9 protein-coding genes are annotated in these 13,577 nt (G+C 44.6%); 2 read left to right on the forward strand and 7 right to left on the reverse strand.

The annotated features are described in order from the left end of the window. A partial coding sequence (locus tag LJE11_RS12295) for a hypothetical protein (RefSeq protein WP_227219458.1) occupies positions 1–269 on the forward strand: 269 nt, incomplete at its 5' end. 84 nt (positions 270–353) lie between these two features. On the opposite strand, the gene LJE11_RS12300 is transcribed toward LJE11_RS12295, so the two are convergent. The 7 genes from LJE11_RS12300 to tgt form a co-directional block, all read right to left on the reverse strand. Then, entirely contained in the window at positions 354–1,517 is a 1,164-nt protein-coding gene (locus LJE11_RS12300; protein WP_120062071.1) for a phosphoglycerate dehydrogenase, read from the reverse strand. Then, positions 1,517–2,599, reverse strand: coding sequence for a 3-phosphoserine/phosphohydroxythreonine transaminase (gene serC, locus LJE11_RS12305; protein WP_227296049.1), 1,083 nt, complete (start codon positions 2,597–2,599; stop codon positions 1,517–1,519). The genes LJE11_RS12300 and serC overlap by 1 nt, the downstream gene beginning before the upstream one ends. Then, positions 2,596–4,272: a biosynthetic-type acetolactate synthase large subunit gene (gene ilvB, locus LJE11_RS12310; protein WP_120062070.1), complete on the reverse strand. Its 1,677-nt coding sequence runs from the start codon at positions 4,270–4,272 to the stop codon at positions 2,596–2,598. Before ilvB ends, serC begins: the two co-directional genes overlap by 4 nt. Positions 4,273–4,347: 75 nt before the next feature. Next, the gene (gene ilvD, locus LJE11_RS12315) at positions 4,348–6,021 is read right to left on the reverse strand and encodes a dihydroxy-acid dehydratase (RefSeq protein WP_008703486.1); all 1,674 of its coding nucleotides are present in this window, start codon (positions 6,019–6,021) and stop codon (positions 4,348–4,350) included. Positions 6,022–6,128: 107 nt separating this feature from the next. After that, a complete protein-coding gene (gene leuB, locus LJE11_RS12320; protein WP_008703487.1) occupies positions 6,129–7,211 on the reverse strand; it encodes a 3-isopropylmalate dehydrogenase in 1,083 nt (360 codons plus the stop codon). A 189-nt stretch (positions 7,212–7,400) separates the two neighbouring features. Further along, complete coding sequence (gene yajC, locus LJE11_RS12325; RefSeq protein ID WP_008703490.1) at positions 7,401–7,700, reverse strand: preprotein translocase subunit YajC; 300 nt, start codon at positions 7,698–7,700, stop codon at positions 7,401–7,403. Positions 7,701–7,948: 248 nt separating this feature from the next. Then, positions 7,949–9,100 (reverse strand): tRNA guanosine(34) transglycosylase Tgt, encoded by a 1,152-nt coding sequence (tgt, locus tag LJE11_RS12330; protein ID WP_008703492.1) that lies wholly within the window; start codon positions 9,098–9,100, stop codon positions 7,949–7,951. A 225-nt stretch (positions 9,101–9,325) separates the two neighbouring features. Here tgt and LJE11_RS12335 point away from each other — a divergent pair, with 225 nt between their 5' ends. Continuing rightward, positions 9,326–13,570: a 2-hydroxyacyl-CoA dehydratase gene (locus tag LJE11_RS12335; protein ID WP_008703494.1), complete on the forward strand. Its 4,245-nt coding sequence runs from the start codon at positions 9,326–9,328 to the stop codon at positions 13,568–13,570. Positions 13,571–13,577: the final 7 nt, after the last annotated feature.

Raw genomic sequence — 13,577 nt, forward strand, 5'->3', positions numbered from 1 at the left:
CTGTGACTGTTACTTACACAAAATGCAAAAATGCCACAGGTTATGAAATCCTGCTTGGAAACAAATATAAAACCTCCGCAGGTGAGAAATACCCGGTTAAGAAATATGTGAAACGTACAGAAGGTAAAAATACCGTAACTGTAACCTTTACAAATGTAAAGAAAGGCACCTGGTATGTGACAGTACGTTCCTGGAATAAGACCTCCAAGAATAAATCCAGAGTTTACAGTCCATATTCCGATATAAAAAAATTCAAAGTCAAAAAATAGTTTATAGTAAAGTAATAAAAAATCTCCTGTGATTGCAACCAGAATCACAGGAGATTTTTTATTACTTTTTCAGATCAATGTTTCTTATTTTACCACACGAACTCTGGAAACACCTTCAATTGCTTTCAGCTCATCCAGTGCTTCTCTGGATGCTGCGCTTTCCAGATCGATGAGAGTATATGCGTATTCGCCTTTGCTCTTGTTTGTCATATCTGCGATGTTCAGGCCTTCTGCACCAAGGATCTTGGTGAACTGGCTGATCATGTTCGGGATATTTTTGTGGCAGATGGCGATACGTCCTACTGCTACGCAGGTTCCCATGTCGCAGTTCGGGAAGTTTACAGAGTTCTTGATATTTCCGTTCTCGAGGAAATCTCTGACTTCTTTTACAGCCATTACCGCACAGTTTTCTTCGGATTCCTCTGTGGATGCTCCAAGATGTGGAGTTACCAGGATTCCCTTATGTCCTGCTACTGTATGGTTTGCAAAGTCTGTCACATATTTCTTTACTTTTCCGCTGTCTAATGCTTCAATCAGAGCATCCTCATCAACCAGAAGATCGCGGGCAAAGTTCAGAAGTACTACGCCGTCTTTCATCTTGTCTAATGCTTCTTTGTTGATCATCTCTTTTGTGCTGTCAAGAAGAGGTACATGGATGGTGATGTAATCACACTGGGAATAAATCTCATCCAGGCTCTTGATATGTTTGATGGTGCGGGAAAGATTCCATGCAGCATCAATGGAAATGTATGGGTCATATCCGTATACTTCCATTCCAAGTGCAGAAGCAGCGTTTGCCACCATTGCTCCGATGGCACCAAGACCGATGATACCCAGCTTCTTGCCCATGATCTCGCATCCTGCAAACTGTTTCTTCTGTTTCTCAGCGAGTTTATCGATGTCTTCCTGGTCTTTCTCTTTGGCAACCCATTCGATACCGCCTACGATATCACGGGAAGCAAGGAGCATACCTGCAAGTACAAGCTCTTTTACACCGTTTGCATTGGCGCCCGGTGTGTTAAATACTACAACGCCTTTCTCTGCACAGTCCTTTATAGGAATATTGTTGACACCTGCACCTGCACGTGCGATTACCTTCACGCTCTCAGGAAGCTCCATGTCATGCATCTTTGCACTTCTTACAAGGACTGCATCACACTCCTGCAGATCTTCGCTTTTCTTATATTCTTCATCAAATAATCCCAGACCTTTTTCTGCAATGGGATTCAGGCAATGATACTGAAACATTATGCATTTTCCTCCTCAAACTTCTTCATGAAAGCAACCAGTGCTTCCACACCTTCTTTTGGCATAGCGTTGTAGATACTTGCACGCATACCGCCCACTGTACGGTGTCCCTTTAAGTTTACAAGTCCTGCCTCTTTTGCTTCTTTTACAAATTTGGCATCCATGTCCTTGTCACCTGTTACGAATGGTACATTCATGAGAGAACGGTCTTCCGGTACAACAGTTCCTTTGAACAGCTTGCTCTGATCAAGGAAATCATAGAGGATTTTCGCTTTCTCAATGTTACGTCTCTGCATTTCTTCCAGGCCGCCCATTTTCTTCAGCCATTTGAAGACCTTACCACATACATAGATGCAGTAGCAGTTTGGAGTATTGTAAAGAGAACCTGCGTCTGCCTGTGTTTTGAATTTCAGCATAGTAGGTGTTCCTTCCAGAACATCATCTGTGATCAGATCTTCGCGGATGATGGAGATTACCATACCAGCAGGTCCGATATTCTTCTGTACACCGCCATAGATGATGCCATATTTGGATACATCAACAGGCTCAGATAAGAAGCAGGAGGAAACATCTGCTACCAGAGTTTTTCCTTTTGTGTTGCGAAGTTTCTTGAATTTTGTTCCGTAAATCGTGTTGTTTTCACAAATGTATACATAGTCTGCATCCGGGCTGATCGGAAGGTCGCTGCAGTCAGGAATATAGGAGAAAGTCTTATCCTCGGAAGAAGCAATCTTGTTTGCTTTTCCATATTTCTGTGCTTCCTGGTATGCTTTCTTTGCCCACTGTCCTGTTACAATGTAATCAGCTACCTTGTTCTTCATAAGGTTCATAGGGATTGCTGCAAACTGCTGGGAAGCTCCGCCCTGAAGGAATAATACCTTATAGTTATCCGGAATCTTCATCAGGTCACGAAGATCCTGCTCTGCTTCGTCGATGATCTTCTGGAAATCAGCACTTCTGTGGCTCATTTCCATTACAGACATACCGGATCCCTGATAGTCCATCATCTCCTCTGCTACTTCTTTCAGTACCTCTTCCGGCAGTACAGCCGGTCCTGCGGAAAAATTATACACTCTGCTCATTTTTTCATATCCTCCTCGTCAAAAATATCATCAATGCTTGCGCCTGCCGGTACCATCGGGAATACGCTGAGATCCTGATCGATCATACAGTCAAGTACGATAGGTCCCGGACATGCCAGAGCCTCTTTTAATGCCGGCTCTACCTCTTCCATCTTTGTGATACGGATTGCTTTTGCTCCCATGGCTTCTGCCAGCTTCACAAAATCTACTGCATCATTTAAAATTGTATGGGAATATCTGTGGTCATAGAACAAGGTCTGCCACTGACGTACCATTCCCAGTACATGATTGTTCAATACGATTTCAATTAAAGGTCTGCCACAGCGGACTGCTGTTGCAATCTCATTCATATTCATACGGAAGCATCCGTCACCTGCGATATTTACCACAGTCTTGTCCGGTCTTCCCATCTTGGCTCCGATGGCTGCTCCAAGACCATATCCCATAGTTCCCAGGCCACCGGAAGAAAGGAAGGTTCTTGGCTCTTTGTATTTGAAATACTGAGCTGCCCACATCTGGTTCTGTCCAACCTCTGTTGTGATGATGGCATCTCCTTTTGTCAGTTCGTACAGCTTTTCAATAATGTATGGGCCTGTAAGTTGGGAGTGATCATATCTTAACGGATATTTTTCCTTCAGTTCACTGATATGTGCAGTCCATTCCGGATGTCTCATTTCCGGAACCTCTGCCAGAATACGTTTGAGAACTTCTTTCTCATCTCCTACTACGCTTGCATCTACTACAATATTTTTATTGATCTCTGCTGCATCTACATCTATCTGAAGGATTTTTGCGTTCTTTGCAAAGGTCTTTGTATTACCTGTGACACGGTCACTGAATCTGGCTCCCAGCACGATCAGGAGATCGCAGCCTGAGACACCAAGATTGGAAGTTTTGGTCCCATGCATTCCAAGCATTCCTGTGTACAGAGGATCTTCTCCGGAAAATCCTCCCTTACCCATAAGACTGTCACATACAGGAGCATCGATTCTGTGAGCAAGCTCTGTCACTTCTCTGGATGCCTCTGAGATAATCGTGCCGCCGCCTGTAAAAATAAATGGTCTCTTCGCTTCTTTGATCATCTGTACTGCAGTTGCAATGTCTTCGTCTTTGATGGTGTCTGTTTTCGGTATGATCTCAGCAGGAGCGCAGGCAGTATATTCATATTTCGCACCTGTCACATCCTTGGTCACATCTACAAGCACAGGACCGGGACGTCCGCTCTTTGCAATATAGAATGCTCTGCGTACAGTGTCTGCCAGAGTAGTAATGTCTTTTACGATAAAGCTGTGCTTTGTAATAGGCATTACAATTCCGGTAATATCAACCTCCTGGAAAGAATCCTTTCCGAGCAGCGGTGTTCCCACGTTACATGTGATTGCCACCATTGGTACGGAATCCATGTATGCGGTAGCGATTCCTGTTACCAGATTGGTAGCTCCGGGACCGGAAGTTGCAAGACACACACCGACTTTACCGGTTGCTCTTGCGTATCCGTCTGCTGCATGGGATGCTCCCTGCTCATGAGAAGTCAGTACATGTGTGATCTGGTCTTTATATTCATAGAGGGCGTCATATACATTCAGGATGGCACCGCCCGGATATCCGAATACAGTGTCAACGCCCTGTTCTTTTAAACATTCAACGATGATTTCAGCACCTGTAAGCTGCATCTTTACGTATCCTCCTAACTTTTCAGGCAGGAATCACAGGTTATGCTGCAATTCCCGCCGGGTACTTGTTCATCTTTATTTTGCTTTTGGTACCTCAAGGATTGCTCCTCTGTTTCCGGAAGTTACCATAGCAGCATATCTTGCAAGATATCCTGTTGTTACCTTTGGCTCACGAGGCTGCCATTTAGCTTTTCTTGCCTGCATTTCTTCATCAGAAACCTTGATCTCCAGTTTCAGTTCCGGAATGTTGATGCTGATGATATCCCCCTCTTCAACAAGTGCGATCGGTCCGCCGACTGCTGCTTCCGGTGATACGTGTCCGATGGATGCTCCTCTGGATGCACCGCTGAAACGTCCGTCTGTGATCAGGGCTACGGAAGATCCCAGTCCCATACCTGCGATTGCAGATGTAGGATTCAGCATTTCTCTCATACCAGGGCCGCCTTTCGGTCCTTCGTAACGGATAACTACTACGTCACCCTCTACGATCTTGCCGCCTTTGATAGCTGCAATTGCGTCTTCCTCGCAGTCAAAGACTCTTGCAGGTCCTTCATGGACCATCATCTCTTCTACAACTGCAGAACGTTTTACAACACCGCCGTCCGGCGCAAGGTTACCTTTAAGTACTGCAAGTCCACCTGTCTGGCTGTATGGATTGTCGATTGGTCTGATAACTTCAGGATTTAAGTTTACACAGTCTTTGATGTTCTCGCCTACTGTCTTGCCTGTAACTGTCATGCACTCAGTATGAAGGAGTCCCTTCTTATTCAGTTCGTTCATAACTGCATATACACCGCCTGCTTCGTTCAGGTCTTCTATGTATGTAGGGCCTGCAGGTGCAAGGTGGCAGAGGTTTGGAGTCTTTGCACTGATTTCATTTGCAAAGCTGATATCAAAGTCCATTCCGATCTCATGAGCGATAGCCGGAAGATGAAGCATACTGTTTGTGGAGCATCCAAGTGCCATGTCTACTATCAGGGCATTGAGGATTGCCTCTTTTGTCATGATATCTCTTGGACGGATGTTCTTTCTGTACATTTCCATAACCTGCATACCTGCATGTTTTGCAAGACGGATACGCTCGGAATATACAGCAGGGATGGTTCCGTTTCCTTTCAGACCCATACCAAGAACCTCTGTCAGACAGTTCATGGAGTTTGCTGTGTACATACCGGAACAGGATCCGCATGTAGGACATGTTTTCATTTCACATTCTGTCAGTCCGTCTTCATCAAGCTTGCCTGCTGCGTAAGCACCTACTGCCTCGAACATACTGGAAAGGCTTGTCTTGTGTCCGTTCAGATGTCCGGCAAGCATTGGGCCGCCGCTTACAAATACAGTAGGAACATTCAGTCTGGCTGCTGCCATCAGAAGTCCGGGTACGTTCTTGTCACAGTTTGGAATCATTACCAGTGCATCAAACTGATGTGCCATTGCCATAGCTTCTGTGGAATCTGCAATCAGGTCTCTGGTAACCAGAGAATATTTCATTCCAACGTGTCCCATTGCAATACCGTCGCAGACTGCGATTGCCGGGAACATAACAGGTGTACCCCCTGCCATTGCCACACCAAGCTTAACTGCCTGTGTGATCTTGTCAAGGTTCATATGACCCGGTACGATTTCATTGTAAGAACTTACGATACCTACCAGAGGTCTGTCCATTTCTTCTTTTGTCATTCCAAGAGCATTAAACAGGGAACGGTGAGGTGCCTGCTGTGTGCCTGTTTTTACTGCATCACTTCTCATTGTTTTATTTCCTCTTTTCTTACTGTTTTATTTATTTTTAATGATTCAACCGAAATTCCTGACTCCGTAATCTGCCTGCGCCGACTGAATCCTCTTAATATCAATTCTTACAGAGCTGCTGCGATCAGATCGCCCATTTCCTTTGTTCCTACAAGCTTGCATCCCTCTGACATGATATCACCTGTGCGGTATCCCTCTGTCAGGACTTTCTGTACTGCTGCTTCTACTGCATCTGCTTCTTTATCCATATCAAGGGAGAAGCGAAGCATCATTGCTGCGGAAAGAATGGTTGCAATAGGGTTTGCCTTATCCTGTCCTGCAATATCAGGTGCAGAACCATGGCTTGGCTCATAGAGACCGAATTTTGTCTCATTTAAGCTTGCAGATGAAAGCATTCCGATGGAGCCTGTTACCATACTTGCCTCGTCTGAAAGGATATCTCCGAACATATTCTCTGTCAGGATAACATCGAACTGTTTTGGATCACGTACAAGCTGCATTGCGCAGTTGTCAACCAGCATATGCTCTAAGGTAACATCCGGATAGTCTTTGGCAACTTCCTCTACCACTTTTCTCCAGAGTCTGGAAGAATCCAGAACATTTGCCTTATCTACGCTTGTTACTTTATTTCTTCTCTTACGTGCGATCTCAAATGCTTTGATGGCAATACGGCGGATTTCGTTTTCATTATAGGAAAGTGTATCAATTGCTTTCTTCACACCATTCTCTTCAATAGTCTGACGTTCTCCGAAGTACAGACCGCCTGTAAGCTCACGTACAATGATCATGTCAAATCCGTCTCCGATGATCTCATCGCGGAGAGGGCACGCTTTTCTCAGCTCATTGTAAAGGTAAGCCGGTCTTAAGTTTGCAAAAAGATTTAATGCCTTACGGATTGCAAGAAGTCCTGCTTCCGGGCGTTTGGACGGCTCAAGTTTATACCATGGAGAAGTTTTTGCATCTCCGCCAATAGAGCCCATCAGTACGGCGTCTGATGATTTGGCAGTGGCAATTGCCTCATCAGTAAGGGGTACGCCGTGTACATCGATGGATGCGCCGCCTAACAGAACTTCTGAATAGGAAAAGCTGTGTCCATATTTCTCGCATACCTTGTCCAGTACTTTCTTTGCTTCTCTTACGATTTCCGGTCCGATTCCGTCGCCGGGGATCAATGCAATCTTATAATCCATAATAATTTCCTCCAAAAATACTCTAATTGCGTAATTGTTATTATAATAACGCACTTTCCGACAGATTTCAACCTATTAAAGTGAAAAAATACAAAAGTGCTGTTTTCCGGAGATTTTACTGTAAAAATAAAAAAAACAGAACCACAGCCATCACTGACTATAGGTTCCGCTTTTTTCATATCTCTTTCATTATTCGGCAGCGCTTCCGGCTTTCTCAACTTCAGCGATTGCCTGTTTTCTCATAGGAATACGGCAGTTTTTGTTATTACCGAATTCTACGATCACGTCTTCTTCTGTCATATCAATGACAACGCCATAAAAGCCGCCGGTAGTAACAATGCTGTCGCCAACCTCCATGTCATTTAACATTGCCTGAAGTCTCTTCTGCTCTTTTTTCTGAGGGCGAAGCATTAAGAAGTACATAATTCCGAACAGTACTACCATCCAGACAATAGCGCCAACCATACCCATTCCGCTTGATGCGTTCATTTTGATTCCTCCTGTAACTTTTCCTGTTATTCTGCATATTTGCAGTCCATCATGTATTCACAGACCGTCCTGACGGCTGCTCATACTGAAGAGCTGCTTTGCGATCCACTTATAATCTCCGTTACCTTCTGTATGAAATCTTGTTTTCATGCAGAACAATCTGATTAAAGCGTCACTACACATCATACACAAAAAACCGCTTTACTTCAAGAGTTTTTGGCATATTTAATAATTATTTTATATACAGATTATCTTTTCGAGTTAATTTTTCCCTCTTCAAAGCCTTCCAGCCGCATTTTCTTATATTCTGCGAAGTTTCCTGCATCAAGAGCATCTCGGATCTCTTCCATCATATGATTATAGAAATACAGATTGTGAAGTACACAGAGACGCATTCCCAGCATTTCCTTCGCTTTCAGAAGATGACGGATATAGGCTCTGCTGTAATGCTGGCATGCAGGACACTGACAGCCTTCTTCGATAGGACGTGTGTCCAGTTCATATTTTGCATTGAACAGATTCATCTTTCCATGATTGGTATATACATGTCCATGGCGGCCGTTACGGCTTGGATATACGCAGTCAAAGAAATCAATTCCTCTCTCAACACCTTCCAGAATATTTGCCGGTGTTCCCACACCCATCAGGTAAGTAGGTTTATTCTGAGGAAGATAGGGGACTACCGCATCCAGGATCCTGTACATCTCTTCATGGGTTTCTCCAACTGCCAGACCGCCGACAGCATAGCCATCCAGATCCATTTCAGAGATCGCTTTGGCATGCTCAATGCGGATATCTTCATAAACAGCACCCTGGTTGATTCCAAACAGAAGCTGTTCTTTGTTAATGGTATCCGGCAGACTGTTCAGTCTCGCCATTTCCGCTTTACAGCGGGCAAGCCATCTTGTGGTCCTGTCTACAGATTTCTGCACATAATCCCTGTCAGCCACACTGCTGGGACATTCATCAAATGCCATGGCAATGGTGGAGGCAAGATTGGACTGGATCTGCATACTCTCTTCCGGTCCCATAAAGATCTTATGCCCGTCAATATGGGAATTAAAATAAACTCCCTCTTCTTTGATCTTTCTCAGCTTTGCAAGGGAAAACACCTGGAATCCGCCTGAGTCTGTAAGGATCGGTTTGTCCCATACCATAAATTTATGAAGACCACCTAACTGCTTTACTATTTTATCACCCGGACGCACATGAAGATGATAAGTATTTGATAATTCTACCTGTGTTCCGATCTGCTGTAAATCCATGGTGGATACAGCGCCTTTAATCGCACCGATCGTTCCCACATTCATAAAAACAGGAGTCTGGATCGTACCATGCACTGTATGAAATTCTGCACGCTTGGCACGGCCTTCTGTTTTAAGAAGTTTATATTCTGCCATTTTTTCTCTCCTCTTGATAAAAATCACTTTTTCTATTATATCCCGAAATAGCTGAATTTTCAACTGCAAATAAGGTAATCATTGGTAAAGTTTCATATTGTCTTTTCCAGACCGTTAGCGTATAATATTACGGAATATTCATATCTGGAAATAGATATTTTAATAGGAAAGAATTACTTCAATATTTTTTCTTTTATACAGAAAGAGGAGGCTTGAATTTACTTTATGAATTACAAAACACTTGGAATTGACATTGGTTCCACTACTGTAAAAATCGCGATTCTGGACGAGAATGAAAATCTTATTTTCGCAGATTACAAGCGCCATTTCGCCAACATTCAGGAAACCCTTGCAGACCTTCTTCAGGAGGCCTTTGACCAGTATGGCGAGATGACTCTCCATCCTGTGATCACAGGTTCCGGCGGTCTGACCCTTGCCAACCATCTGGGCGTTCCTTTTACCCAGGAGGTTATTGCAGTTTCTACTTCTCTGCAGAAGCTGGCACCAAAGACAGATGTTGCCATCGAGCTTGGCGGTGAGGATGCCAAGATCATTTATTTCGAAAACGGAAACGTAGAACAGCGTATGAACGGTATCTGTGCAGGCGGTACCGGTTCTTTCATCGACCAGATGGCTTCTCTTCTCCAGACAGATGCCACAGGTCTGAATGAATATGCCAAAGATTACAAAGCGCTCTACCCGATTGCTGCACGCTGCGGTGTTTTCGCCAAAACGGATATCCAGCCGCTGATCAATGACGGTGCAACCAAACCGGATCTGTCAGCTTCTATTTTCCAGGCAGTTGTAAACCAGACCATCTCCGGTCTTGCCTGTGGAAAACCCATCCGTGGACATGTTGCATTCCTGGGTGGTCCGCTTCACTTCCTGTCCGAACTGAGAGAATCCTTTATCCGTACTTTGAAGCTGGATGAGGAACACACCATCATTCCGGAGAACTCCCATCTTTTTGCAGCCATCGGTTCTGCATTAAATGCAAAAGAAGACAACTCCATTTCCCTGACAGAAATGAAAGACAGACTCCGCAATTCCATTAAGCTGGATTTCGAAGTAGAACGTATGGAACCACTTTTCGCGTCCCAGAAAGAATACGATGCATTTGCAAAACGTCAGAGTTCCTACAAAGTAAAAACAGGAGATCTGGCTACATATAAAGGAAACTGCTATCTGGGTATTGATGCAGGTTCCACCACAACCAAAACTGCACTGGTAGGCGAAGATGGAACACTTCTCTATTCCTTTTACAGCAGTAACAACGGAAACCCGTTAAAAACTACCATCCGTTCTATTAAAGAAATCTATAAACTGCTTCCCAAAGACGCAAAGATCGCTTATTCCTGTTCTACAGGTTACGGCGAGGCTCTGATCAAAGCGGCCCTGCTCCTGGATGAGGGCGAGGTTGAGACCGTATCCCATTACTACGCAGCTGCATTCTTTGACCCAGAGGTAGACTGTATCCTGGATATCGGCGGACAGGATATGAAATGTATCAAGATCCGCAACAAGACTGTTGACAGCGTACAGTTAAATGAAGCATGCTCCTCCGGATGCGGTTCCTTTATTGAAACCTTTGCCAAATCCCTGAATTATACAGTACAGGATTTCGCAAAAGCTGCTGTTTTTGCACAGCATCCTATAGATCTTGGTACCAGATGTACTGTTTTCATGAATTCCAAGGTAAAGCAGGCGCAGAAAGAGGGAGCTGAGGTTTCCGATATTTCCGCAGGTCTTGCTTACTCTGTTATCAAAAATGCTCTGTATAAGGTTATCAAGGTTTCTGACGCTTCCGAACTTGGCAAGCACATCGTTGTACAGGGTGGTACCTTCTACAATGATGCAGTTCTTCGAAGCTTCGAAAAGATTGCAGGCTGCGAAGCCATCCGTCCGGATATTGCCGGAATCATGGGTGCTTTCGGTGCCGCACTGATTGCCCGCGAACGCCATCAGGAAGGTGCAGAAACGACTATGCTCTCCATTGATAAGATCAACGAGCTGAAATATACAACTTCTATGGCAAACTGTCGTGGATGTACCAATAACTGCCGTCTGACTATCAACAAATTCTCCGGAGGCCGCCAGTATGTAAGCGGTAACCGCTGTGAACGCGGTATTGGCAAGGAAAAGAACAAAGATCATATTCCGAATCTTTATGAATATAAATATAAGCGTATTTTCTCCTACACACCGCTTACTGCTGATAAGGCAACGCGAGGCAAAGTAGGTATCCCCCGTGTTCTGAATATGTTTGAGAATTATCCTTTCTGGTATACTTTCTTTACAGAACTAAAGTATGAGGTTGTACTCTCCCCTACTTCCACCAGAAAGATTTATGAGTTAGGTATTGAGTCCATCCCAAGTGAGTCCGAATGCTACCCTGCCAAGCTCGCACATGGCCATGTAACCTGGCTGATCCGCAATGGTGTGAAATTTATTTTCTACCCTTGTATTCCATATGAACGTAACGAGTTCCCGGATGCAGTCAATCACTATAACTGCCCGATCGTTACCTCTTATGCCGAAAATATCAAAAATAACGTAGACGAATTAAATGATCCGTCCATTACCTTCCGCAATCCCTTCCTTGCATTTACTTCTGAGGAAATTCTGGCAAATCGTCTGGTAGAGGAATTTAAGGATATCCCGGCAGAAGAAGTCAAAGCTGCTGTGCATAAGGGCTGGGAAGAAATGGCTGCTGCACGCCGCGATGTACAGAAAAAAGGGGAAGAAACCCTGAAATATCTGGAAGATACAGGACGCCATGGTATTGTCCTTGCAGGACGCCCATACCATATTGACCCGGAAATCCATCATGGTATCCCGGATCTGATCAACAGCTATGGTATTGCCGTACTTACTGAGGATTCCATCTCTCATCTGGCACCTGTGGAACGCCCGATCCGCGTCAATGACCAGTGGATGTACCACTCCAGACTGTATGCTGCTGCAAACTATGTAAAGACACGCGATGACCTGGATCTGATCCAGCTCAACTCTTTTGGATGTGGTCTGGATGCAGTTACTACCGACGAGGTTTATGAAATCCTTGACGGAAGTGACAAAATCTATACCTGCTTAAAGATTGACGAGGTAAATAACCTTGGTGCTGCAAGAATCCGTATCCGTTCCCTGATCGCAGCAATCCGTGCGAAGAAAGCACAGGGACAGAAACGTACTGTCAAACCTGCTTCTATTGATAAAGTATCCTTTACAAAGGAAATGAGAAAGGACTATACCATCCTCTGCCCGCAGATGTCACCGTTCCATTTCAGCCTCCTCCAGGCAGCATTCAATTCCTGCGGATACAACCTGGAGGTGCTTCCGAATGACAATAAGCATGCAGTGGATGTTGGTCTGAAGTATGTAAACAATGACGCCTGCTATCCGTCTCTGATCGTTGTGGGACAGATCATGGATGCTCTGCTTTCCGGTAAATATGACCTGAACAAAACGGCCGTTGTCATGTCACAGACAGGTGGCGGATGTCGTGCTTCCAACTATATCGCATTTATACGACGCGCATTAAAGAAAGCCGGTATGGAACAGATTCCGGTTATCTCTGTTAACTTAAGCGGTCTGGAAAGCAATCCCGGATTCAAACTTACGCTTCCATTAGTGAAGAAAGTTGCTTACGGTGCCGTATTCGGAGATATCCTGATGAAATGCGTATATCGTATGCGTCCTTATGAACTGGAAGAGGGAATCGTAAACAGAAAACATAAAATCTGGGAACAGCGTGTAATCTCTTTCTTAAGCGGAAGCAGTGTCAGCCACAGCCAGTTTAAGAAAATGTGCCGCGAAATGGTTCACGAATTTGATACCATTCCGATCAGTGATGTGAAGAAGCCGCGTGTCGGCATCGTAGGTGAGATCCTTGTCAAGTTCCTGCCTGCTGCAAATAATCATCTGGCAGATCTTCTGGAATCTGAAGGCGCTGAGGCAGTTGTACCGGATCTGATCGATTTCATGTGCTACTGCTTCTATAATCAGAACTTTAAGGTAGAAAATCTTGGATTCAAGAAGTCCAAGGCAACCATGGCAAACTGGGGAATCAAAGCAATCGAATGGGTGAGAAAGCCTGCAAGCGAAGCTCTTGCACAGAGCCGCCATTTTGCACCGCCTGCTGATATCAGAGATCTGGCAAAAATGGCATCTCCGATCGTTTCCACCGGAAACCAGACAGGTGAGGGATGGTTCCTGACAGGTGAGATGATGGAACTGATCCATGGAGATGTTCCGAATATTGTTTGTATCCAGCCTTTCGGATGTCTGCCGAACCACATTGTAGGTAAGGGTGTTATCAAAGAGATCCGCAGAGAATATCCGACAGCCAATATTGTAGCCATCGACTATGATCCGGGTGCAAGTGAAGTCAATCAGCTCAACCGAATCAAACTGATGCTCTCCACAGCTCAGAAGAATCTGAAAAAAGTAGAAGAAAAAATGCATAAATAATACCGTA

It is taken from the genome of Blautia sp. DFI.1.216 (genome assembly GCF_020594215.1).
Taxonomy (GTDB): Bacteria; Bacillota; Clostridia; order Lachnospirales; family Lachnospiraceae; genus Blautia_A; species Blautia_A wexlerae.

What these genes read in the sequence shown, in the direction of transcription:
- ilvB (WP_120062070.1), bottom strand. Translation starts at nt 4,272, where the DNA reads ATGCAGCTTACAGGTGCTGAAATCATCGTTGAATGTTTAAAAGAACAG.
- LJE11_RS12300 (WP_120062071.1), bottom strand. Translation starts at nt 1,517, where the DNA reads ATGTTTCAGTATCATTGCCTGAATCCCATTGCAGAAAAAGGTCTGGGA.
- leuB (WP_008703487.1), bottom strand. Translation starts at nt 7,211, where the DNA reads ATGGATTATAAGATTGCATTGATCCCCGGCGACGGAATCGGACCGGAA.
- serC (WP_227296049.1), bottom strand. Translation starts at nt 2,599, where the DNA reads ATGAGCAGAGTGTATAATTTTTCCGCAGGACCGGCTGTACTGCCGGAA.
- ilvD (WP_008703486.1), bottom strand. Translation starts at nt 6,021, where the DNA reads ATGAGAAGTGATGCAGTAAAAACAGGCACACAGCAGGCACCTCACCGT.
- yajC (WP_008703490.1), bottom strand. Translation starts at nt 7,700, where the DNA reads ATGAACGCATCAAGCGGAATGGGTATGGTTGGCGCTATTGTCTGGATG.
- LJE11_RS12335 (WP_008703494.1), top strand. Translation starts at nt 9,326, where the DNA reads ATGAATTACAAAACACTTGGAATTGACATTGGTTCCACTACTGTAAAA.
- tgt (WP_008703492.1), bottom strand. Translation starts at nt 9,100, where the DNA reads ATGGCAGAATATAAACTTCTTAAAACAGAAGGCCGTGCCAAGCGTGCA.